Genomic DNA, 21,324 nt, shown 5'->3' with positions numbered 1-21,324 from the left:
CGTACCGGCGTTTACCAAATCCTCGCCTTTGCCGGTTAAGGCTTGTGACGATGGGACGCAAAACAAGGGACGCTCTATGAAAAACTGCCTGGTCGTGGATGATTCGAAAGTCATCCGCAAAGTTGCCCGCCATATATTGGAATCGCTCGATCTTTCGGTGAGCGAGGCGGTCGACGGGCGTGACGCCCTTACGCAATGCGAAACGTCCGTGCCGGACGTGGTCCTGCTGGACTGGAACATGCCGGTGATGAGCGGCATGGAATTCCTCCAGGCGTTGCCGGACGCCAATCTGTCCGCGCGGCCCAAGATCATCTTCTGCACCACGGAAAACGGCATCAGCCATATCAAGGCCGCCGTCGAAGCCGGCGCGGACGAATATGTGATGAAGCCGTTCGACCGCGAAACGCTGGAAAGCAAGCTGACGATCGTCGGCGTCATCTAGGCGTAGCGCTTCGGATCGAGCGATCTTCGACCGACCTCCCCGATTTTGTTCAGAAAGATTTCCCTCGATGACCGTTCACGTGCCGATCATGGCCAGCAGCCGCGACGAGGACAGGGCGCTGCGTACCCTGATCGTCGACGATTCGGTCGTGGTCAGGACGGTCATCGAACGGATATTGAACGCCGACCGGCGGTTTTCCGTCACGCACAAGACCAACAGCGCCGAACATGCGCTGGGCTATTTGCGGGACCATGAGGTCGACCTGATCCTGCTCGACATAGAATTGCCGGGACAGAGCGGTCTTACGGCGCTGCCCGCGATCCTGCGGACCAATCCGCGCGCCAAGGTCGTGATCCTGTCGGGCAATTGCGAGGAGGGGAGCGCCGCGGCGGTAGAAGCGCTGGCGCTGGGCGCGAGCGACATATTGGCGAAGCCGGGAAGCGGCAGCTTCGGTGAGCACTTCCCCCAGGCCCTGATCGACCGCCTATCGCGCCTGTTCAGCGGCGAAGCCATGCCTGTGGCGGTCCGGCCGCCGCTGCGGGCCGATCCGGAGCAGGCGGCCCAGCCGCTCGCCTGCCTGGGCATCGGCGCATCGACCGGCGGCATCCATGCCCTGGGACAGCTTTTCGCGGGTCTGGCCGCGCCGCTGGGCGTGCCGATCCTGCTGACCCAGCATCTCCCCGCCAGCTTCACCCATTATTTCGTCCAGCAACTGGGGCGGATGACGTCCCTGCGCGTCAAGGTGGCGGAGCAGGGCGAGTTGCTGGCCCCGGACATCGTCTATGTCGCGCCGGGCGACGCCAATCTCCAGCTTCGGCGGGGGCTTTATGCTCGGGTGTCCGTCGTGCTCAATCCGCAGCGCACGCCGACCGGCAATCTGCCCGGCGTCGACCCGATGTTCGCCAGCATGGCCCAGGCCTATGGCGCGGGCGCGGCCGGCGTGGTGCTGACGGGCATGGGGCGGGACGGCACCGCCGGTGCGCGGGACATAGTGGCGGCCGGCGGATGGATCGTGGCGCAGGACGAAGCGAGCAGCGTGGTCTGGGGCATGCCCGGATCGGTCGCCGGAGAAGGATTGAACTGCGCCCTGCTGGAACCCCATGCGATCATGGATTTCGTGGCGCGAAGAGGAAAGAACAGAAACTGATGGCATTGCCCCCTTCGGCCGACCCCCTCCTGTCCGGCTCCGTTTCCTCCGCCGATCCCATGCGCGGGGCGGCGCGCATCTTTTCCGGCCTGCTGGAAGCGCGCACCGGTCAGATCCTGTCCGAAAGCCGGGCCTGGCGGATGGAGACGGCGCTGAAGCCGGTGCTGCGGGCGCATGGGCTGAGCGACATGGATGCACTTGCCTCCCGGCTGATGGGGCACAAGGATGCGATGCTGGAAAATGACGTGGTCAACGCGCTGCTCAACAATGAGAGCAGCTTCTTCCGCGATCTCCAGATATTCGACATGATCCACCGCCATATCCTGCCGCGCATCCATGCACAGCGATCGGACCGGACGCTGCGTATCTGGAGCGCGGGCTGTTCGACTGGGCAGGAGGTCTATTCGCTGGCGATCCAGCTTTGCAACGACATGGCGCGCTGGCGCGGCTGGCGGATCGAGATATTGGCGACCGATATTTCCACCGCCGCCATAGCGCAGGCGAAGACGGGCATCTTCACGCAGATGGACGTGCAGCGGGGCCTGCCGGTGGGGGACCTGCTCAAATGGTTCGACCCTTCGGGCGACGATTGGCGCGCCAATTCGGCTCTGCGCCAGATGATCGATTTCCGCACCGACAATCTGTTCGACGCGCATGCGCCCCAGGGCGAATATGACCTTTTGCTCTGCCGCAACGTGCTTCTCTACTTCACGCCCGAACGCCGCCAGAGCGTGCTGCGTCTTCTCGCCCGGCACAGCCATGCGGGCTCTGTCCTGCTGCTGGGCGCGGGCGAGACGGTGATCGGCCATAGCGAGGATTTCGTCCCCCATGCCGAATTCCGCGGCGGCTATGGACGCCGCGCCGACGCCGCGGCGCAATCGGGCGGAGCGATGCGCCGGGCGGTCTGATCGTCCCGGCGGGAAAATACCGCGCCCTGCTTGATTGGTCTGCCGCTGTCGGCCATGGTCTGTCCGCGCGCCCGAAGGCGCTGACGGACGAATGCGAGTGACTGGCCCTTGGCGATGAACGACTTCCCGATGATCGACACGCCGTCGCCCAATTTTGACGAGCGCAGCCTGCCGATTTCCATGCTGGTGCTGCACTATACCGGGATGGCCGATGCCGCGACCGCGATCAACTGGCTCGCCAGCCCGGAATCCAAGGTATCCGCTCATTATGTCGTGACGGAGGATGGGCAGGTCATCCGCATGGTGGATGAGGAAAAGCGCGCCTGGCATGCCGGCCGCGCCCATTGGCGCGGCATCGACGACATCAATTCGGCCAGCATCGGGATCGAGATTGTCAATCCGGGGCATGAATGGGGCTATCGACCCTTTCCGGACGCGCAGATGGGATCGCTGATCCCGCTGATCCACCAGATCGTGCAGCGGCACAGGATCACCCGCGGCAACATCGTCGGGCATAGCGACGTCGCCCCGGCCCGCAAGCAGGACCCCGGCGAACTGTTCCCCTGGGGCCAGTTGGCGCGTCTGCGGCTGGCCCTGCCGCGCCCGACCAAGAATCTGATGGACCCGCATTGGAGCGACGGCGGCTTCATGTTGGCGCTGGAGCGCTTCGGATACGACATTGCGGAGCCGCAGGCGGCGGTGGTCGCGTTCCAGCGGCGCTTCCGGCCCGAACTGATCGATGGAATCATCGATGGCGAGTGCCGGGCGATCCTGCTGGCGTTGCTGCTGCCCAAGCCGATGGGCGACGACTGAATGGGGACGACGCCCAAACGGGGATGACGGGGGCGCCGGATTTGTGTATAGGCCCCTCTGCCAGAGGGCCGGGCGGCCGCGGCGTGGCGGGTAACTTCCACGGCGAGGAAAGTCCGGGCTCCACGAAATGACGGTGCCGGCTAACGGCCGGCTGGAGTGATCCAAGGGACAGTGCAACAGAAAGCAGGTCGCTACAGCTTCGGCTCAGCGAAATTGAAAGGGTGCGGTAAGAGCGCACCGCGCCTGCGGCAACGCAAGGCGGCACGGTAAACCCCACCGGGAGCAAGACCGAATAGGGGCGGCGCGCAGTTTCGGCTGCTAGGCCAGTTTCGGCTGAGACCGCCCGGGTTGGTTGCTTGAGGGACGGAGCGATCCGTCCCCTAGAGGAATGGTCGCCACCCTTCGCAAGAGGGGGACAGAACCCGGCTTACAGGCCCTCTGGCATTTAAATCCTCGCCATCGGCAGATGGGGAGGATTTAAAATAACGGCAATTTCATCGGCTGCCGGGGTGGTGTTCCGCCTGCGGCCTGCCTAATTTGGAACCATGGCAAGAAGCAGCCGATCCAATGACTGGGGCTTTCCCCGCTGGCGCAGCTACGGCGCATCGCGTGAGGCGCAGCAGGTGCGCCTGTGCGACCGGCATGGCTGCGACCGGCCGGGCGACTGCCCCGCGCCCAAATCGCCCAACAGCCGCGAACGCTGGTATTTCTGCACCGACCATGCAGCGGAATATAACCGCAACTGGGACTATTTTCAGGGCCTGGACCAGGAAGAGCGGGAGCAGCGCGAACGTGCCGAGCGGCGTGACGCGGGCGGTTATCAGAACAGCGCCTATCATGGTTGGGGCGGGCCGGGTGACGGCAGCCGCTCGCGCGACGAGTTGCATGCGCTGCAGGCGCTGGAGCTGGAGGACGACGCCGATTTCGAGGCCGTGAAGAAGAGCTGGCGCCGCCTTGCCAAGGAATATCATCCCGATGTGAAGCCCGGCGACGCGCAGGCGGCTGTGCGTTTCCAGACGATCCAGGCTGCCTATGAAGTGCTGCGGGCGGTGGAGGAGCGGCGGACGTGGAAACCGCGGGAGCGGGCGGATTGAAGGATCGCGTCCGGTCGAACTGGGATCATGCGGTGCTGGTCTGCCGCAAATGTTCGAAGAAGCTGGACGGCGGTTTCGGCCGGGACGGGGACGAGCGGCTTGCCAGGGCGCTGCGCCGGCATCTTTCTCTGAAAAAGGGGCGCAAGGCGGCGGCTGGGATCGTCGAGGTCAATTGCCTCGGCATTTGTCCCAAGGGTGCGGTCACAGTCGTCGACGGTGCAAAATCGCGCGACTGGTTGCTGGTGCGGCCGGGCGCCGATCTGGATGAACTGGCCCAGGCGTTGGGCCTGGTTCCGGCAAAGGAAGGCTGAATTCAGCCTGCGCGCCTGATCCGGGCCGAATCGATCAGCCCGGCGTCGGACAGCAAGGGCATCAGCAGCCCTTCTTCCTTGTGCAGCCGGTTCAGGATGCTGGCCAGGATGGCACGGGTTTCACGGCAGAAATCCGCCCATTCGCGTTCGATCCGATCATCGCTCCAACGCGTCATATAGGCGGCGAAGTCACTGGCGATGGGCGCCATTTCACTTTCGAGTCGCGCCGCGGTGCCGCGCAGCTTTTCGTGCGGCTGCCGTTGCATATTGGGGTAGAAAATCCGGTCTTCCAGCGCCAGATGCGCCATCAGCAGGCGGGCGAACTGCCACCGCAGCGGGCCCAGCCTTTGCGGAACGCTTTCGTCCGCTATCGCCTGATGAAAGCGGGCGGCCATCGCCTCTATCTCATCATGCTGCTTCTGCAATTCGTCGAGGTCCATGCACCGCTTTCCTCGTCCCCGCCCGGCATATTCCGCTCGCGGGGTTAAGAAACAGTTGTGCGGACTTCACAAAGGCTTGAGCGGTCCGCCCGCCGCGCAATCCACGCGGCGGGCGCCCTCCATTCAGGCCGGCTGTTCGGCGCGGCTGACGCCCTGGCCGTCCAGATTCTGCGCGGCGAAGTCCCAATTGATCGCTTCCTTGAGGACGCGGTCGGCATAGTTGGGGCGCGCGTTGCGATAGTCGATATAATAGGCATGTTCCCACACATCGAGGATCAGCAACGGCTGATGGCCCTCATGCGCGACGGGCGTGTCCGCATCATGGTAGCTGGTAACTTCCAGCTTCCCGTCCTTCAGGATCAGCGCGGCCCAGCCGCTGGCGAAATGGCCGACGGCTTCGGCCTTCAGCTTTTCGATCAGCGCGTCGACCGAGCCGAAACCCTCGTTGATGAGGTCGAGCAACTGGCCGGACGGCGCGGTCTTGATCGGCGACAGCGACTGCCAGTAAAAAGTGTGGTTCCAGATCTGGCCGACCTGGTTGAACAGGCCGCCCTTGGACGACTTGATCAGCTCGACCAGCGACTTGCCCTGGAGCGAGGCGTCGGCGGCGACCAGTTCATTGGCCTTCACGACATAGGCATTGTGGTGCTTGCCATGGTGGAAGTCGAAGGTTTCGGCGGTCAGAATGTCGCCAAAGGCATCCTTGGCATAGGGCAGGGGGGGAAGAACAAAGGCCATGGCGGAACTCCTCGGGTTCGTTATGGGTCGGCCGCAGAACGGATGGTGCGGTCGATTGGTTCAATGGTCCTGTCGGGGCGTGGACGCCTCCGCGCCCCTCCCATATGCGCCCCCGGCGGCCATGAAAACAGATATATGCCTATTGCGAAACGATCTTAATTAGGCGGCCGATTCAACCCTGGGGCGGGGTGGTTTCACCGATCTCGTCACTGTCCAGCTTTTCGCCCAGGTCCAGGCCGTGGCGCATCAGCATGGGGATGTTGGCGGCAGCGAAGACGACCGACACGATGGTCACGCCCCACACCTTGACGGCCAGCCAGCTATCGAAGCTCATGGTCCGTCGCATGACTTCGTTGGCGAGCGCCATGGCGACGAAGAAAAGGGCCCAGTTGCGCGACAGCTTGCGCCAGCCGGTCTCGGTCAGGCCGTCATAGGCCGCCTGGAGGAGATATTTAAGCAACGCCTTGCCCCGCATCAGCCCCGCGAACAGCATCAGCGCGAAGAAGGCGTAGATGATGGTCGGCTTGATCTGGATGAAGCTCTGGTCGCGGAAATAGATGGTGAGGCCGCCGAAGAAGAGGATCAGCAGCGCCGATAGCCAGAGCATGGGCGACACGCGGCCGAGCTTCACCTTCGAGACGATCACGGCGACGACGATGGCGGCCATGAAGGCGGCGGTGCCGAACATCATCGCGGTGATGGGGTTGCCCGGCCCCCAGAGCCAGCCCGCGCCCTTATAGGTCAGGAAGAAGACGAGAAGAGGGCCGAAGTCCAGCGCGAGGCTGAGATTGCCGCCATGGGTCGGTTTTTTCGGGTCAGCCATATATGTTCACTCCGTCATCCCGGCGGGAGCCGGGATCTCGTGCGGCCGGGTCGAGCCGTGGAGGCCAGAGATGCCGGCCTGCGCCGGCATGACGAAGGGGAAGCGATCACCGCGCATAGGCGGTTCCCGCGATCGCCCGCGCCATGTCGCCCGGGTCGAACGGCCGCAAATCCTCGATCTTCTCGCCCACGCCGATGGCATGGATCGGCAGGCGATATTTCTCCGCCGCGGCGACCAGCACGCCGCCGCGCGCCGTGCCGTCCAGCTTGGTCATGACGAGGCCCGTCACCTGCGCGAATTCCTTGAAGACCTCGATCTGGCTCAACGCATTCTGTCCCGTGGTGGCATCCAGCACCAGCACAACGTCATGCGGCGCCGCCGGGTTCAACCGGCCGAGCACGCGGCGGATCTTGGCCAGCTCGTCCATCAGTTCGGTCTTGTTCTGCAGGCGCCCGGCCGTGTCCACGATCAGCACGTCGATGCCGGTGGCGGTCGCCTGCTTCACCGCGTCGAAGACGATGCCCGCCGCGTCGCCGCCCTCCTTGCCCGCGACGATGGGGATGCCGAGCCGTTCCGCCCAGACCTTGAGCTGGCCGATGGCGGCAGCGCGGAAGGTGTCGCCCGCCGCCAGCATCACGCCATAATCCTGTTCGAGGAAGAGGTTGGCGAGCTTGGCGATGGTGGTGGTCTTGCCGGAACCGTTGACGCCGATGACCAGGATCACCTGAGGGCGCGGAAAAGCCTCGATCTCCAGCGGGCGCGCGACCGGGGCGAGAACCTTCTCGATCTCCTCCGCGATGATCTCCCGCAGATAATCCTCGGTCAGTTCGCGGTTGTAGCGGCCTTCGGACAGGCGGTCGCGCACGCGGGCGGCCATGGCGGGACCGAGGTCGCTGACGATCAGCGCTTCCTCGATCTCGTCCAGTGTCTGCTCGTCGAGCGCGGCCTTGGAGAAGAGGCCGGTGAGATTCTCGCCCAGCTTGTCGGAGGTGCGCTTGAGGCCGCCGAAGAGGCGATCGCGCCAGGATGTTTCAGCCATGTCTATCCACCAGCATCATCCCCGCGCGGGCGGGGATCCATCTCCCATGGGGTGCACCAGGCGGAACGGCCCGGAGATGGATTCCCGCCTGCGCGGGAATGACGGAAAAATGATTGTCTCTCACGCTGCCTCTTGCGCGATCAGCGCGCCATTCTCAAGGGCCGTGATGGTCGCATGGACGATGGAGGAGGGCGATTGCGGGGTCGCGAAACGCACCGGGGCGAAATTTTCGGCATGTCCGGAAAGCCCGTTGCGTTCGACCAGCACGGATTGGGTGGAACCGATGAGGCTCTGGAGCCAGCGTTCCCGTTGCGCCCCGCAGGCGGCGCGCAGCCGGGCGGCGCGGGCCTTGATGGTGGCCCGCTCCACCTGCGGCATGCGGGCGGCCGGGGTATTTGCGCGCGGTGAATAGGGGAAGACATGGCCATGGACGATGGCGCATTGCTCGACCAGCCTGAGGCTGTTTTCGAACATGGCGTCGTCCTCGGTCGGAAAGCCGGCGATGATGTCGGCGCCGATGCTGATCTCCGGACGGGCGGCCCTGAGGCGTTCCACGATGCGCACGGCGTCGGCGCGGCTGTGGCGGCGCTTCATGCGCTTCAGGATCATGTCGTCGCCCGCCTGGAGCGACAGGTGCAGATGCGGCATCATGCGCGGCTCATGGGCGAGGATGTCGAACAGCCGCTCGTCGATCTCCACGCTGTCGAGCGAGGAAAGGCGCAGGCGGGGGAGGTCGGGCACCCCCTTCAGCATGCGTTCGATCAGCAGGCCGAGCGACGGCGCGCCCGGCAGGTCCGGGCCGTAGCTGGTGACGTCCACGCCGGTGAGGACGATTTCCCTGTAACCCGCACCGACCAGTTCCCTGGCCTTGTCGATGACGGCGCCGGCCGGGACGGAGCGGCTGTTGCCCCGGCCATAGGGGATGATGCAGAAGGTGCAGCGATGGTCGCAGCCATTCTGGACCTCCAGAAAGGCGCGGGCATGTTCTGCAAAGGCGCTGGCCATATGGGGAGCGGTGTCGCGGACCGACATGATGTCGGAGACCCTGACCGGGTCACTTCCTCCGTTCGGGAGATAGGATGTCCGGTGCATCTTTTCCCGATTGCCGATCACCGCGTCGACTTCGGCCATGGCGGCGAAGGTTTCCGGCTCCGTCTGCGCGGCGCAGCCCGTCACCATGATCCGCGCACCGGGGCGGTCGCGGCGGGCGCGGCGGATGGCCTGCCGGCTCTGGCGCACGGCCTCTGCCGTCACGGCGCAGCTGTTGACGACGACCAGATCATCCTGCGCGTTCGGCATCTCGCGGCCGATAATCTCTCGAATCGCCTCGCTCTCCGCGATGTTGAGGCGGCAGCCAAGCGTGATGATCTGCGGCCCGCCCATGTCAGAATCGCGCCCAGTCAGCCTCGCCGTCGAAGACATGGGTGGCAGGGCCGGTCATCAATATGTGCCCGCCCGGCGCCCAATCGATCACAAGGTCGCCCCCCGGCAGGCTCACGGTGGTCGGCCCGCTCGCCAGCTTGCGCCGCACCGCCGCCACCGCCGTCGCGCAGGCGCCGGTTCCGCAGGCGCGGGTCAGGCCGGCGCCGCGTTCCCAGACGACCAGGCGGATATGATTGTCGCCCACCATCTGCGCGAAATTCACGTTCACGCGGGCGGGGAAGAGCGGATCATGCTCGATCAACGGCCCAAGACGGTCGAAGTTCACACCGTCCAGACGGTCCATGAAGAAGATCACATGCGGATTGCCGACATTGACCGCGACCGGGGCAGGCAGATCCTCCCAGCTTACCGGCATGGCCAGCGTGTCCATGGCGTAGGCGAGGGGGATCGCGTCCCATTCGAGGCGCGGTTCGCCCATGTCGACGCTCGCGCCGCCATCGACGGCCCTTGCGTCCAGCAGGCCGGCCTTCGTCTCGATCAGCACGTCCCGGCCGACGAACAGGGGGACGCAGCGGGTGGCGTTGCCGCAGGCCTCCACCTCGCTGCCGTCGCTGTTGAAGATGCGCATCGACACGTCGGCGCGGTCGCTATTGCCGATCAGGATCAACTGGTCGCAGCCGATGCCGGCGTGACGGTCGGCAATGGCCTGCGCGCGAGCCTCCGTCATGTCGAGCGCGGTTTCCCGCGCGTCGATCACGACAAAGTCGTTGCCCAGTCCATGCATCTTCGAAAAACGGCCCATGATGGGCGCGCATGTAAGGCCTGTGCCGGCAAAAGACCAGCCTATCCCGCGTTCAGTGCGGCGCGCCTGCGGCCATAGAGGAAATAGACGGCCAGACCGATGGCGTTCCAGAGGAGGCAGGCGAGGATGGTCTTCGCCGGCAGGCTGATGAACAGATAGGCGCAGCCGCCGATGGCGCCGAGCCCGACCAGCCATCCGGCCGGGGTGCGGAAGGGGCGCCTCATGTCGGGCATGCGCCGGCGCAGGATCAGCAGGCATGCGCCCACGGCGGTGAAGGCGATCAGCGTTCCCGCATTGGCCAGCGCTGCGATCTCGTCGATGGGCAGCAGGCCGGCGATGATCGCGACCAGCAGGGCGGTGACGGCGGTGATCCGGGCGGGCGTCCCGCGCCGGGAGATCAGCGCCAGCCTTTGCGGCAGGAAGCCGTCGCGGGCCATGACGAGGAAGATGCGGCTCTGGCCGTAGAGGAAGCCCAGCAGCACCGTGGGAAGGGCGATGACCGCCGCGATGGCGACGATTCGCGCCACCTGTCCCTGGCCCATTTCACGCAGGATCAGCGCCAGCGGTTCGGGACTGCCGGCAAAGCGGGTGAAGGGCATCGCCCCGACCGCCGCCGCCGCCACGAGCACATAGATCAGCGTGCAGGCGACCAGCGATCCGACGATGCCGATGGCAAGGTCGCGGTCCGGGTTCTTCGCCTCCTCCGCCGCGGTGGAGATGGCGTCGAAGCCGTAGAAGGCGAAGAAGATGATCGCCGCCGCGGCCATGACGCCGCGCTCGACGCCGTCCGGCGCCATCGACTTGGCGAAGCCGAAGGGCATGAAAGGCTGAAGGTTCTGGGCGTCGAAGGCGGGCAGGGCGATGGCGACGAACAGGCTGAGCGTCGCGATCTTGATCACCACCAGCAACGAGTTCAGCCGCGCGCTTTCATGCGTGCCGAGCATCAACAGGCCGGCGACCACGGCGATGATGAAGATGGCGGGCGCATTGACCAGGCCGCCAAGTTCCGGCCCCCTGGTCAACAGGTCCGGGAAGCCCGCCGATGTCAGCAGGGGTGCGGCATAGCCGGACCAGCCCACCGCCACGGTCGACACGACCAGCGAATATTCGAGGATCAGGCTCCATCCGACGATCCACGCAATGCCTTCGCCCAGCACGACATAGCTGTAGCTGTACGCGCTGCCGGCGGCCGGCATCATGGTGGAGAGTTCGGCATAGGCCAGCGCCGCGCAGGCGCAGATCGCGCCGGCAATGGCGAAGGACAGCAGCACGGCTGGACCCGCCCGGTCCGCGCCGACGCCGATCAGCGTCAATATGCCGGTGCCGACGATGGCCCCCACGCCCAGCGCCAGCAGGTGCGGCCAGGACAAGGTGCGCGCCAGCCTTTGCCCCTCATGCGAGGGCATCATCGCCTCCATCGGCTTGCGGCGCGTCCAACCCATGTCCTGATTCCCCTCTCTGCACGGCGCACCTTGCCGCTGCCGAAGCTGCTGGCAAGGGGTTTTACAAATGTAAGGCAGCGCCGGGCCACCTCTCGCGACTCCCCTGATATTCTGTTACAGGGACGCAAACAAAGGTCGCGACGGCTTAAATCTTCTTGAAAAGGGGGAAGGCGTCCCATGGATGCTGCTGCGTCGACCGTTCCCGCGTCCGTGCGGGAAAATGGCTTTTACCTGGGAATGTCGGTCGCCATCGCGGCGACGGTGATCGGGGGCTTCGGCTCCTACGCGCTGCGCGGAATGGTGGATGTGGCGCGCGTGCCCTATTGGGTGCATGTCCACGGCGCGGTGTTCGTCGGCTGGACATTGCTGTTCGTCATGCAGAACGCCTTTGCCCATCGCGGGTCGATGGCGCTGCATCGGCGCATGGGATGGGTGGCCGTAGGCCTGGCCACGGCGATGGTGCCGCTGGGCATCCTGACCATGAGCATGGCGGTCGTGCTGGACCGGGTGCCGCCCTTCTTCACGCCGCCGATCTTCCTGGCGCTGAGCCTGCTGGAACTGCTGGTCTTCGCCGCCCTGCTGACGGGCGCCATCCGGATGCGCCGACGGACCGAATGGCATCGGCGGCTGATGCTGTGCGCCATGGTGGCGATCATCGGGCCTGCCTTCGGACGCATCCTGCCGATGCCGCTGCTTGGCCCCTGGGGCGGGCTGGCGGTGATGAGCGGGCAGATGCTGTTCGTCGCGGCCGGCATGGTCCATGACCTCGCCACGCGGGGCGGGGTGCATCCCGCCTATGCCGTGGGCGCTGCGGCGATTCTGGCGGAGGGACTGGCCGTGCCGGTCCTGGCGGCGACGCGGCCTGTCCTCTGGCTGGCTTCCGCCCTGGCCGGCTGAGCCGCTTTCGGTTGCGTCGGGCGCGCCCTTGCGCTAAGGGCGCGCCAGCAGTCGGATGGTTTGCCGTCCGATACCCTGACAGATCCATGGCACTCAAGAGGAGTACCGGATGGACGCTGGCCGGCGAGGTTTCGCCCGCCGGCGATTTTGTCGTTTGACGGGGTAAGCAAGGTTTTCCGGGCCTTTCGGCCCAAATTGAGGTGATGATGTTCGATTCGCTAAGCGATCGTCTGGGTGGGGTATTCGACAAGCTGCGTGGGCGCGGTGCGCTGACGGAGGACGATGTCCGCGCCGCGATGCGCGAGGTGCGAATCGCGCTGCTGGAGGCCGACGTCGCGCTTCCGGTGGTGCGCCAGTTCGTCGATCAGGCGACCGAGCGCGCGGTCGGCAGCGATGTGCTGCGATCGGTCACGCCGGGGCAGATGGTCGTCAAGATCGTCTCGGACACGCTGACCGAGACGCTGGGTTCGGAATCGTCCGACCTGCTGATCGACGTGACCCCGCCCGCCGTCATCATGATGGTCGGCCTGCAGGGTTCGGGCAAGACCACCTCCACCGCGAAGATCGCCAAGCGCCTGAAGGAAAAAGAGCGCAAGAAGGTGCTGATGGCGTCGCTCGACGTCCAGCGACCCGCCGCGCAGGAGCAGTTGGCGGTGCTGGGCACGCAGACCGACGTGGCGACCCTGCCCATCGTGCCGGGGCAGCAGCCGGTCGACATCGCCAGGCGGGCGTTGCAGGCGGCGAAGCTCCAGGGTTTCGACGTGGTGATGCTCGACACCGCAGGCCGGCTGCATGTCGACCAGGCGCTGATGGACGAGATGAAGGCGGTGGCCGAAGTCTCAAGCCCGGCGGAAATCCTGCTGGTGGTCGACTCGTTGACCGGTCAGGACGCGGTGAATGTCGCGACCAGCTTCACCGCGCAGGTGCCGCTGACCGGCGTGGTGCTGACCCGGATGGACGGCGATGCGCGCGGCGGCGCGGCGCTCTCGATGCGCGCCGTTACCGGCCGTCCGATCAAGTTCGCGGGTACCGGCGAAAAGCTGGACGCGATCGAGCCGTTCCATCCGGCCCGCGTGGCGCAGCGCATATTGGGCATGGGCGACGTCGTCTCGCTGGTCGAGAAGGCGGCCGAGACCATCGACGCCGAGGAAGCCGACAAGCTTGCCAAGAAGATGGCCAAGGGTCAGTTCGACATGAACGACCTGCGCGCCCAGCTCAACCAGATGCGCCGCATGGGCGGTCTTGGCGCGCTGGCGGGCATGCTGCCGGGCCTCAAGAAGGCGCAGGCGGCGATGGCTCAGAGCGGCGCCAACGACAAGACGCTGATCCATCTCGACGCGATGATCGGGTCGATGACCCCCAAGGAGCGGGAGAAGCCCGCCCTGATCAACGCCAAGCGCAAGATCCGTATCGCCAAGGGTTCCGGCACGACCGTGCAGGAAGTCAACAGGCTCCTGAAAATGCATCAGGAGATGGAAACGGCGATGAAGAAGATCCGCAAGATGGGCGGCCTGAAAGGGCTGGCCAAGATGTTCACCGGTGGTGGGCTGGATGGGATGCTGGGCGGTGGCGGCGCGCCTCCGCAGGGTTTGCCGGGACTGGGGGGCAATATGCCGAACCTGCCGCCCGGCTTTCAGAATTTCATGAAGAAGTGAAGCTGCTCGTCATTGGCGCAAGCTGGGATGACGAATTGAAAAACACGTAATTTGGTACAGAAAGGTAAGGTCAGGTTTCATGGCAACGTCCATTCGTCTTTCGCGCGGCGGTTCGAAGAAGCGTCCCTATTACCGCATCGTCGTGGCGGACAGCCGCGCCCCGCGTGACGGCAAGTTCATCGAGCGCATCGGCAGCTACAACCCCGTCCTGCCCAAGGGCGACGAGAAGCGCGTCGTTCTGAACGTCGAGCGCGCGAAGCACTGGGTTGCCGCCGGCGCGCAGCCGACCGACCGCGTGGCCCGCTTCCTGGATGCTGCCGGCGTGAAGGAACGCGCCGCCCGCAACAACCCGAAGAAGGCCGAGCCGGGTCAGAAGGCCAAGGATCGCGCCGAAGACCGCGCCGCCAAGGCTGCGGAAGCCGCTGAAGCCGCCGAAGCCGCCAAGGCGGCCGCCGCCGAGGCCGCTGCCGCTCCGGCCGCCGAAGCACCGGCGGAAGAAGCCGCTCCGGCTGAAGAATCGGCTGAAGGCTGAGCCCTTTGACCGACAAGCCCGTCACGCTTGCCGTCATCATCGGCGCGCATGGAGTGACGGGCGAGGTCCGTCTGAAGCTGTTCGGGGAGGGGGCTGAGGCCCTGAAATCCTATGACGGCTTCGATGCGGCGGGGCGCAGGCTGACGTTGAAGTCGGTGCGCCCCGGCCCGAACGGCGCGGTCGCCCGCTTTGCCGAAGTCGGCGATCGCTCCGCGGCGGAGGCGCTGCGCGGCACGGAACTGACCGTTCCCCGTTCGGCTTTGCCCCCCTTGGGGGAGGGCGAATATTATCATGCCGACCTGATCGATCTGCCCTGCTTCTCCAGCGATGGCGAAGGGCTGGGCCATGTCGTGGCGGTCGAGAATTTCGGCGCCGGCGACATCATCGAGGTGGAGCGGCCCAACGGCAAGCGTTTCATGGCGCCGATGCATGCGGTGACCATTGCGGATGAGCGGGCGGTCATAGAGGCCGCGTTTGCGGCTTGAGCTTCGTTCGCCAGGGCAATTGAACCGCCGTGCTCCCGCGAAGACAGGAGCCCAGATCGGACGGTGGAACCAGGCTCCCGCCTTCGCAGGAGCAGCTTGTAGATCAATCGGAGGCATTAAGAGGGCGCGAACCATGCCGAAAATCCTTGCCGCTCTCTATCTGCTCCTGATGGTCGCCGCCGGCTGGCGTCTCTTCACCATGTCCTGGTCGCGGGCGCTCAAGATCGCCGCGGGCGTGGCGATGGTCGTTCCCATTCCGATGCTGTTCCTGCTGCCCGCGCTGGTGCAGCCGGACCGGCCCTTCGCGGACCTGCTGTGCGCCATCGGCATCGCGCTGATGCTGGGCGGCGGGGTGTCGCTGCTGGGCGGCATGACGGGCGCCTGGTTCAAGGCGCGCAAGGCATGAGCTTTCAGGCGCAGATATTGACGCTCTACCCGGAGATGTTTCCTGGGCCGCTGGGCGTGTCGCTGGCCGGGCGGGCGCTGGCGGAGGGGAAATGGGGCTGCGATCCCATCCACATTCGCGACTTCGCCACGGACAGGCATCGCACCGTGGACGATACGCCCGCGGGCGGCGGGGCGGGCATGGTGTTGCGGGCCGACATACTTGGCCTTGCCATCGATCATGCGCTGGAAAAGCGCCCCGACCTGCCCGTCATCGCCATGACGCCGCGCGGCGCGCCGATCACCCAGGGGCGCATCCGCCAGCTTGCCGCCGGTCCCGGAGCCACCATCCTCTGCGGCCGGTTCGAGGGATTTGACGAGCGGATTTTCGACGCCCGGCCCGTCGAGCAGATCAGCATGGGCGACATCATCCTTTCCGGCGGAGAAATGGGCGCCCTGATGCTGCTGGATGCTTGCATCCGCCTGCTTCCTGGGGTAATGGGCGCCGCTTCCAGTGGGGATGAAGAGAGCTTCGAAAGCGGCCTTCTCGAATATCCCCACTACACCCGGCCCGTTATATGGGAAGGGCGTATGATCCCCGAAGTGTTGCGATCGGGGGATCATGCGAAGATCGCCGCCTGGCGGAAACAAAGGGCGGAGGATGACACACGGCTAAGGCGGCCGGACCTTTGGGAACGTCATATCGGCGTTCGGGACCAGCCGCCCTCTGGTGCGCAACGCGAAAAGTAGGACTTGAAGTCATGAACCTGATCCAGCAGATCGAGGCCGAGAACATCGCGGCCCTCGCCAAGGATATTCCGGAATTCCGCCCCGGCGACACGCTGCGCGTCGGCGTGAAGGTCGTCGAAGGCGACCGCAGCCGCGTCCAGAATTACGAAGGCGTCTGCATCGCCCGCTCGAACAAGGGCATGGGCAGCAACTTCACCGTGCGCAAGATCAGCTTCGGTGAGGGCGTGGAGCGCGTCTTCCCGCTCTATTCGCCGAACATCGATTCGATCACTGTCGTCCGCAAGGGCGTGGTGCGTCGCGCGAAGCTCTATTATCTGCGCGGCCGCACCGGCAAGCGCGCTCGCATTGCCGAGCGCCGTGAAGTGCGCAGCGAGGATTGATCGCTTTCATACTGTCTTGACAGTTGTAAAAAAGAGACAGGCGGCATCCCATGGGGGTGCCGCCTTTTTCTTTATGCATCAATGATTTGATCCGGAATTGCGGGGATTTCCCCTTTCCCCGTCAGCCATGATTTTGCGCCGCAGCAGAAATTCGTTTTTCTTTGATGGCGGTTTTGTGTCAGCGTTCCGTTTCCAGAGATTGCTCAATATTTCGAAGATCCAAGCCTGCGGCTCTGGAGCAGGATCATCGTAGCTCAAAGGATTTGAACGAACTGTTCAGGTAAGAACAAGAAAATATCTGTCGGGAGAGGCTCTCTTCATAACGAAGCAAGGGGGCTGGTTCATGAACCAAAAGAGTTTCGTTTCTCGCGCAGCCATGATTATTGCGCTGTCTTCTTCAGCAACAGTTTACGCACAGACCGATCCGCAAGCGGCCTCCGCCACGGATGGCGCGGCGATCATCGTCACCGGCACCCGCCTGACCGGGATGAAGGTGGCCGACAGCCCGGCGCCGATCCAGCTCCTGGGCGCGGACACGTTGCAGCGCACGGGCTCCCCGGACCTGATGCAGAGCCTGGCGCAGCAGCTTCCCTCCGTCCAGGCGCAATCCTTCGGCAGCGACCTTCAGGCGCATAACCTGCAGATGAAGCTGCGCGGCCTCAGCCCCAACCACACGCTGGTCCTGGTCAACGGCAAGCGGCGTCACGGCACCGCCAACGTCTCGGTCGCCGGTGGCCCCTATGGCGGCAGTGCCGCTCCGGACGTCAGCTTCATCCTGCCCGAATCGATCGAGCGCGTGGAAGTGCTGCAGGACGGCGCGGCGGCGCAATATGGCACGGACGCGATCGCGGGCGTCATCAACTTCCTCCAGAAGAAGGCCGACCATGGCGGCTCGATCAATGCGACCGGCGGCGAATATTACGACCAGGGCGGCAAGACCTATGCGATCGGCGGCAATATCGGCCTGGCGCCCTTCGACGGCGCTTATCTGAACATATCGGCGCAGAAGAAGCACAAGGGCTTCAGCTTCCGGGGCGACATCAACCCGCAATCGATCAACCTGTCCAACACCTATCCCGAAATCAGGAACCTGCCCGGCTATCCCTATACGAACCGGATCATAGGCGACCCGCACATCGACCAGACGGTCGTGAACTACAATGCCGGCTATGAATTCGGCGACTATGAAATCTACAGCTTCGGCAGCTACGGCCATAAGAAGGCCGCCGCCTATGAGAATACGCGCCCGCCGACGACCGTCGTCAGCGCTGGCGGCGTGCCCTATTATGCCGGCGGCTTCCAGCCGCAGGAGCGCATCGACGAGACCGATTATTCGGTGACCGGCGGTTTCCGCGGCACATTGGGGGACACGACGTTCGACCTGGCGTCCACCTATGGCAAGGATCTGGTCAAGGTCTATGTCTATCATTCGGCCAATGCCCAGCTCTACGCCGATACCGGCTTCACGCCCGAAACCTTCCACAATGGCGACTTCTTCAACACCCAGTGGAGCAACACGCTCGACCTGACGCATGCCGTGGACATTGGGCTTTCGGAACCGGTCAACATCGCGGCGGGCCTGGAATTCCGGCATGAGACCTATGGCATCCGGGCCGGCGATCCGGCCTCCTATTATGGCGGCGGTGCGCAGTCCTTCTTCGGCTACAGCCCCAATGACGCGGGCAAGTACAAGCGGGACAATTTCTCGCAATATCTGGACATCAGCCTCAAGCCGCTGGAAAACTGGCTGGTGGACGGCGCGGTCCGCCACGAACATTATAGCGATTTCGGCGACACGACCGTCTTCAAGCTGACCAGCCGCTATGACTTCTCCGACGCCTTTGCGTTGCGCGGCACGGTCAGCACCGGCTTCCGCGCGCCGACCCTGGCCGAAGGAGGCTATTCCGGCCTGAACGTCGGACCGGGCTTCATCGGCGGCGTGCTTCCGCCCGCATCGTCCGCCGCGGCGTCGCTGGGCTTTGGCGGCCTCAAGCCTGAAAAGTCGACCAACTTCAGCCTGGGTACGGTCATCAACCCGGCGCGCAACTTCACGATCACGCTGGACGCCTATCAGATCACGATCCGCAACCGCATCATGACCTCCACGGCCTTCTCCGGCTTTACCGGCAATCGCTGCCCGGCGGGTTATGCGGGCGGCAATGCGGCGGCCTGCCTGCCCTTCGATGCGGACCAATATGCCATCTACAACCAGTTGGCGGTGCTGAGCGCGGTGAACGCGGCGCTGGGCGGCAGCAGCACGGTGACGGACTGGAGGACGGCGGACGCGATCCCGGCCTATGTGCTGTTCGCGGACAATGGCGTCGACCGCAACACCGAGGGCGGAGTGTCGGTGCAGAGCTTCGTCAACGGCGTGAAGATGCGGACCCGGGGTGTCGACCTGGTGGCGAGCTATGTCACCGACCTTGGCGAAATGGGCAAGCTCGACCTGACCTTCACCGGCAATTACAACGCCAACAAGGTCCTGGGCATCAATCCGCTTCCTTCCGCGCTCTATTCCAGCACCGTCAATCCCGAGCTGACGCGCCTTATCGACGCGTCGAGCGAAGTGGAGCTGGAGCACAGCACGCCGCGCTTCCGGGGCACGTTCAACGCCTTCTGGACCTGGGGCAAATTCTCCGCCAACCTGCGCGAAAGCTATTATTCGCAGGTTTATACGCTGGAAACCGCGCGCAGCGGCCCGGATGCCGGCGACCTCATCAAGGTGCCGGTCAAGGAGGCGTTCATCACCGACCTCGAACTTGGCTACCAGATCGCCAAGCCGATCAAGCTTTCCATCGGTGCGAACAATCTGTTCAACAAATATCCGACCCAGCGGTCCAAGGAGTTCATCCGCAACGCGGAACTCGCCAATGGCGAACGCGGCTATTCGACCAGCAAATATCCGACCATCTCGCCCTTCGGCATCAATGGCGGCTATTATTATGCGCGGGTGAACGTCACCTTTTGAAAAAAGGCGGACAGGCCTTCCGGCCTGCCTGTCTTGCAACGGGAAGGGCGGCGAACGGCACGAGCCGTCGCCGCCCTTCTGCCTTTTATCGGTGCCAGTCCATGCCGCTTTTCCACCGTATCGCCACCCCGGCCGACGAACCGGCGCTGCTGGAACTGATGACCCTGGCCATCGACCGTCTGCAATCCGGTTTCCTGACACCGGAACAGGTGAAGGCCAGCCATGGCTTCATGGGGCTGGACAGCCGGTTGATCAGCGACGGCACCTATTTCGTGATCGAGGATCGGGGGGAGATTGCCGGTTGCGGCGGCTGGAGTCGGCGCGCCACGGCCTATGGCGGCGACCATAGCGCGGGGCGGGACGACCGGCTGCTCGATCCGGCGACGGAGGCCGCCAGGGTGCGGGCCATGTACACCCATCCCGATCATGTGCGGAAGGGCGTGGGCACGCTGATCCTCTCCCTCTGCGAGGCGGCGGCGCGGGCGGAGGGCTTCGCGGCGCTGGAACTGTCCGCCACCATGGCGGGCGTGCCGCTTTACCGCAGCTTCGGCTTCGTCGACGTGCGGGCGTTCGAGGATAGCGGCGTGCCGCTGATCCTGATGCGCAAGCCTATTGGCGACTCGTGAACCAGAGGCCGATCAGGCTGAGCGCTGCCGCTGCCGACATATAGAGGCCGACCAGCTCGACGCCCTGGACCTGGATCAGCCAGGTCGCGACGATGGGCGCCAGCGCGCCGCCGATGATGCCGCCCAGGTTGAAGGCGAAGGACGCGCCGGTATAGCGAAGCTGCACCGGGAAGAGATGCGGCAGATAGGCGCCGAGCGGCCCATAGACGAAGCCCATCAGGAACAGGGCGAGGCTGAGGATCAGGAAGATCGGCAGCAATTGCCCGGTGCCCATGGCGGGACCGAAGATCACGCCCATCGCCACCGTGCCGACGCAGCCGGCGACCAGCACGCGGGTCGGGCTGCTCCTGTCCGACCACCAGCCGGCGACGATGATGCTGAACGCCATGAACAGGATCGCGCCCAATTGGATGGCGAGGAAGGTTTCGCGGTCGATCCTGAGCGTGGTGGTGCCATAGCCGAGGGCGAAGGCGGTCGCGATATAATAGACGGCGAAACAGGCGGCGCAGGCGAAGGTGCCCGCGACGGCCGCGCCCAAATGGCTCTTGAACAGCGTGGCGAGCGGCACGGCGGGCGGCGGTGCTTCGGCCCGAGCGGCGGCGAATTCGGGGGTTTCGGTGAGCTTCAGACGAATCCACAGGCCCAGGATCACCAGCACCGCGCTGCCCAGGAAGGGCAGGCGCCAGCCCCAGGCGAAGAAATCCTTGTCAGTGAGGAACATGCCCAGCAACAGGAACAGCCCGTTGGCGGCGAGGAAGCCCACCGGCGCGCCCAATTGCGGGAACATGCCGAAGCGCGCCCGCCATCCCGGAGGCGCATTCTCCACCGCCAGCAAGGCCGCGCCGCCCCATTCGCCGCCAAGGCCGAAACCCTGTCCGAAGCGCAGGAGGCAGAGGATCAGCGGCGCCCACCAGCCGATGCTCTGATAGGTCGGCAGGAATCCGATCGCCAGCGTCGATCCGCCCATCAGCATCAGCGACGTCACCAGCGTCGCCTTCCGCCCGATGCGGTCGCCATAATGGCCGAACACCGCCGCGCCCAGGGGCCGGGCGAAGAAGGCGAGGGCGAGGCTGCCATAGGCGGCGAGCAATTGTGCCGAGGGGGAGGAGGCGGGGAAGAAGAGCGGCCCGAAGACCAGGCTGGCGGCGGTCGCGTAGATATAGAAGTCGTAGAATTCGACGGCCGTGCCGATCAGGCTGGCCGCCAGCACCCGCTTGTGGCGCAGCATCGCGCCCATGCCGCCCATTTCCCTGGCCCCTGCTTCC

The 21,324-nt window shown here is 65.0% G+C and carries 23 protein-coding genes and 1 other RNA gene; 16 read left to right on the top strand and 8 right to left on the bottom strand.

Features of this window, described 5'->3' with window-relative positions; translation table 11 throughout:
* Window positions 1-76: 76 nt before the first annotated feature.
* The 7 genes from TZ53_RS22045 to TZ53_RS22020 all read left to right on the top strand — a co-directional run bounded on the left by TZ53_RS22045 (window position 77) and on the right by TZ53_RS22020 (window position 4,715).
* On the top strand, window positions 77-442 hold the full coding sequence (locus TZ53_RS22045) for a response regulator (RefSeq protein WP_025547613.1): 366 nt from the start codon (window positions 77-79) through the stop codon (window positions 440-442).
* Between the two features lie 67 nt (window positions 443-509).
* Window positions 510-1,589 (top strand): chemotaxis protein CheB, encoded by a 1,080-nt coding sequence (locus TZ53_RS22040; RefSeq protein ID WP_025547611.1) that lies wholly within the window; start codon window positions 510-512, stop codon window positions 1,587-1,589.
* Entirely contained in the window at window positions 1,589-2,497 is a 909-nt protein-coding gene (locus TZ53_RS22035; protein ID WP_229742409.1) for a CheR family methyltransferase, read from the top strand. The genes TZ53_RS22040 and TZ53_RS22035 overlap by 1 nt, the downstream gene beginning before the upstream one ends.
* 114 nt (window positions 2,498-2,611) lie before the next feature.
* A complete protein-coding gene (locus TZ53_RS22030) occupies window positions 2,612-3,310 on the top strand; it encodes an N-acetylmuramoyl-L-alanine amidase (RefSeq protein ID WP_025547608.1) in 699 nt (232 codons plus the stop codon).
* A gap of 60 nt (window positions 3,311-3,370) precedes the next feature.
* An RNA gene (gene rnpB, locus TZ53_RS25755) (RNase P RNA component class A) lies at window positions 3,371-3,756 on the top strand.
* A gap of 99 nt (window positions 3,757-3,855) precedes the next feature.
* Complete coding sequence (locus TZ53_RS22025; protein WP_044662720.1) at window positions 3,856-4,404, top strand: J domain-containing protein; 549 nt, start codon at window positions 3,856-3,858, stop codon at window positions 4,402-4,404.
* On the top strand, window positions 4,377-4,715 hold the full coding sequence (locus TZ53_RS22020) for a hypothetical protein (RefSeq protein WP_025547605.1): 339 nt from the start codon (window positions 4,377-4,379) through the stop codon (window positions 4,713-4,715). The genes TZ53_RS22025 and TZ53_RS22020 overlap by 28 nt, the downstream gene beginning before the upstream one ends.
* 2 nt (window positions 4,716-4,717) lie before the next feature.
* Here TZ53_RS22020 and TZ53_RS22015 read toward each other — a convergent pair whose 3' ends face one another.
* From TZ53_RS22015 to TZ53_RS21985, 7 genes are all read right to left on the bottom strand, one after another.
* Complete coding sequence (locus TZ53_RS22015; protein WP_044662719.1) at window positions 4,718-5,155, bottom strand: hemerythrin domain-containing protein; 438 nt, start codon at window positions 5,153-5,155, stop codon at window positions 4,718-4,720.
* Window positions 5,156-5,278: 123 nt separating this feature from the next.
* Complete coding sequence (locus TZ53_RS22010; RefSeq protein WP_044662718.1) at window positions 5,279-5,893, bottom strand: superoxide dismutase; 615 nt, start codon at window positions 5,891-5,893, stop codon at window positions 5,279-5,281.
* 172 nt (window positions 5,894-6,065) lie between these two features.
* A complete protein-coding gene (ispZ, locus tag TZ53_RS22005) occupies window positions 6,066-6,716 on the bottom strand; it encodes a septation protein IspZ (RefSeq protein ID WP_044662717.1) in 651 nt (216 codons plus the stop codon).
* A 106-nt stretch (window positions 6,717-6,822) separates the two neighbouring features.
* Window positions 6,823-7,755 (bottom strand): signal recognition particle-docking protein FtsY, encoded by a 933-nt coding sequence (gene ftsY / locus TZ53_RS22000; protein WP_025547600.1) that lies wholly within the window; start codon window positions 7,753-7,755, stop codon window positions 6,823-6,825.
* Between the two features lie 120 nt (window positions 7,756-7,875).
* Entirely contained in the window at window positions 7,876-9,138 is a 1,263-nt protein-coding gene (gene mtaB, locus TZ53_RS21995) for a tRNA (N(6)-L-threonylcarbamoyladenosine(37)-C(2))-methylthiotransferase MtaB (protein WP_044662716.1), read from the bottom strand.
* 1 nt (window position 9,139) lies between these two features.
* The gene (gene dapF, locus TZ53_RS21990; RefSeq protein WP_044662715.1) at window positions 9,140-9,940 is read right to left on the bottom strand and encodes a diaminopimelate epimerase; all 801 of its coding nucleotides are present in this window, start codon (window positions 9,938-9,940) and stop codon (window positions 9,140-9,142) included.
* 41 nt (window positions 9,941-9,981) lie between these two features.
* Complete coding sequence (locus tag TZ53_RS21985) at window positions 9,982-11,382, bottom strand: amino acid permease (RefSeq protein ID WP_044662714.1); 1,401 nt, start codon at window positions 11,380-11,382, stop codon at window positions 9,982-9,984.
* A 177-nt stretch (window positions 11,383-11,559) separates the two neighbouring features.
* On the opposite strand from TZ53_RS21985, the gene TZ53_RS21980 reads away from it, so the two are divergent.
* The 9 genes from TZ53_RS21980 to TZ53_RS21940 all read left to right on the top strand — a co-directional run bounded on the left by TZ53_RS21980 (window position 11,560) and on the right by TZ53_RS21940 (window position 20,059).
* Window positions 11,560-12,279 carry a hypothetical protein gene (locus tag TZ53_RS21980; RefSeq protein WP_044662713.1) on the top strand — a complete coding sequence of 240 codons (720 nt, stop codon included), beginning with the start codon at window positions 11,560-11,562 and terminating at the stop codon, window positions 12,277-12,279.
* Between the two features lie 203 nt (window positions 12,280-12,482).
* On the top strand, window positions 12,483-13,934 hold the full coding sequence (gene ffh / locus TZ53_RS21975) for a signal recognition particle protein (protein WP_044662712.1): 1,452 nt from the start codon (window positions 12,483-12,485) through the stop codon (window positions 13,932-13,934).
* Window positions 13,935-14,013: 79 nt separating this feature from the next.
* On the top strand, window positions 14,014-14,466 hold the full coding sequence (gene rpsP, locus TZ53_RS21970; protein WP_025547592.1) for a 30S ribosomal protein S16: 453 nt from the start codon (window positions 14,014-14,016) through the stop codon (window positions 14,464-14,466).
* Between the two features lie 5 nt (window positions 14,467-14,471).
* Window positions 14,472-14,951 (top strand): ribosome maturation factor RimM, encoded by a 480-nt coding sequence (gene rimM / locus TZ53_RS21965; RefSeq protein WP_025547590.1) that lies wholly within the window; start codon window positions 14,472-14,474, stop codon window positions 14,949-14,951.
* Window positions 14,952-15,084: 133 nt separating this feature from the next.
* Window positions 15,085-15,357: a hypothetical protein gene (locus tag TZ53_RS21960; RefSeq protein WP_044662711.1), complete on the top strand. Its 273-nt coding sequence runs from the start codon at window positions 15,085-15,087 to the stop codon at window positions 15,355-15,357.
* A complete protein-coding gene (gene trmD, locus TZ53_RS21955) occupies window positions 15,354-16,085 on the top strand; it encodes a tRNA (guanosine(37)-N1)-methyltransferase TrmD (protein WP_044662710.1) in 732 nt (243 codons plus the stop codon). Before TZ53_RS21960 ends, trmD begins: the two co-directional genes overlap by 4 nt.
* An 11-nt stretch (window positions 16,086-16,096) precedes the next feature.
* On the top strand, window positions 16,097-16,465 hold the full coding sequence (gene rplS / locus TZ53_RS21950; protein ID WP_025547586.1) for a 50S ribosomal protein L19: 369 nt from the start codon (window positions 16,097-16,099) through the stop codon (window positions 16,463-16,465).
* A 376-nt stretch (window positions 16,466-16,841) separates the two neighbouring features.
* Entirely contained in the window at window positions 16,842-19,433 is a 2,592-nt protein-coding gene (locus TZ53_RS21945) for a TonB-dependent receptor plug domain-containing protein (RefSeq protein ID WP_238320083.1), read from the top strand.
* Between the two features lie 101 nt (window positions 19,434-19,534).
* Window positions 19,535-20,059, top strand: a complete 525-nt coding sequence (locus TZ53_RS21940) for a GNAT family N-acetyltransferase (protein WP_044662708.1) — start codon at window positions 19,535-19,537, stop codon at window positions 20,057-20,059.
* On the opposite strand, the gene TZ53_RS21935 is transcribed toward TZ53_RS21940, so the two are convergent.
* Window positions 20,043-21,305, bottom strand: a complete 1,263-nt coding sequence (locus tag TZ53_RS21935) for an MFS transporter (protein ID WP_130029832.1) — start codon at window positions 21,303-21,305, stop codon at window positions 20,043-20,045. The genes TZ53_RS21940 and TZ53_RS21935 overlap by 17 nt on opposite strands.
* Window positions 21,306-21,324 lie beyond the last annotated feature (19 nt).

The organism is Sphingobium sp. YBL2 (genome assembly GCF_000943805.1).
GTDB classification, from domain to species: Bacteria; Pseudomonadota; Alphaproteobacteria; order Sphingomonadales; family Sphingomonadaceae; genus Sphingobium; species Sphingobium fuliginis.
Note: the sequence above shows the minus strand (reverse complement) of the source record. Positions and strands in the feature narration are given on the sequence as shown.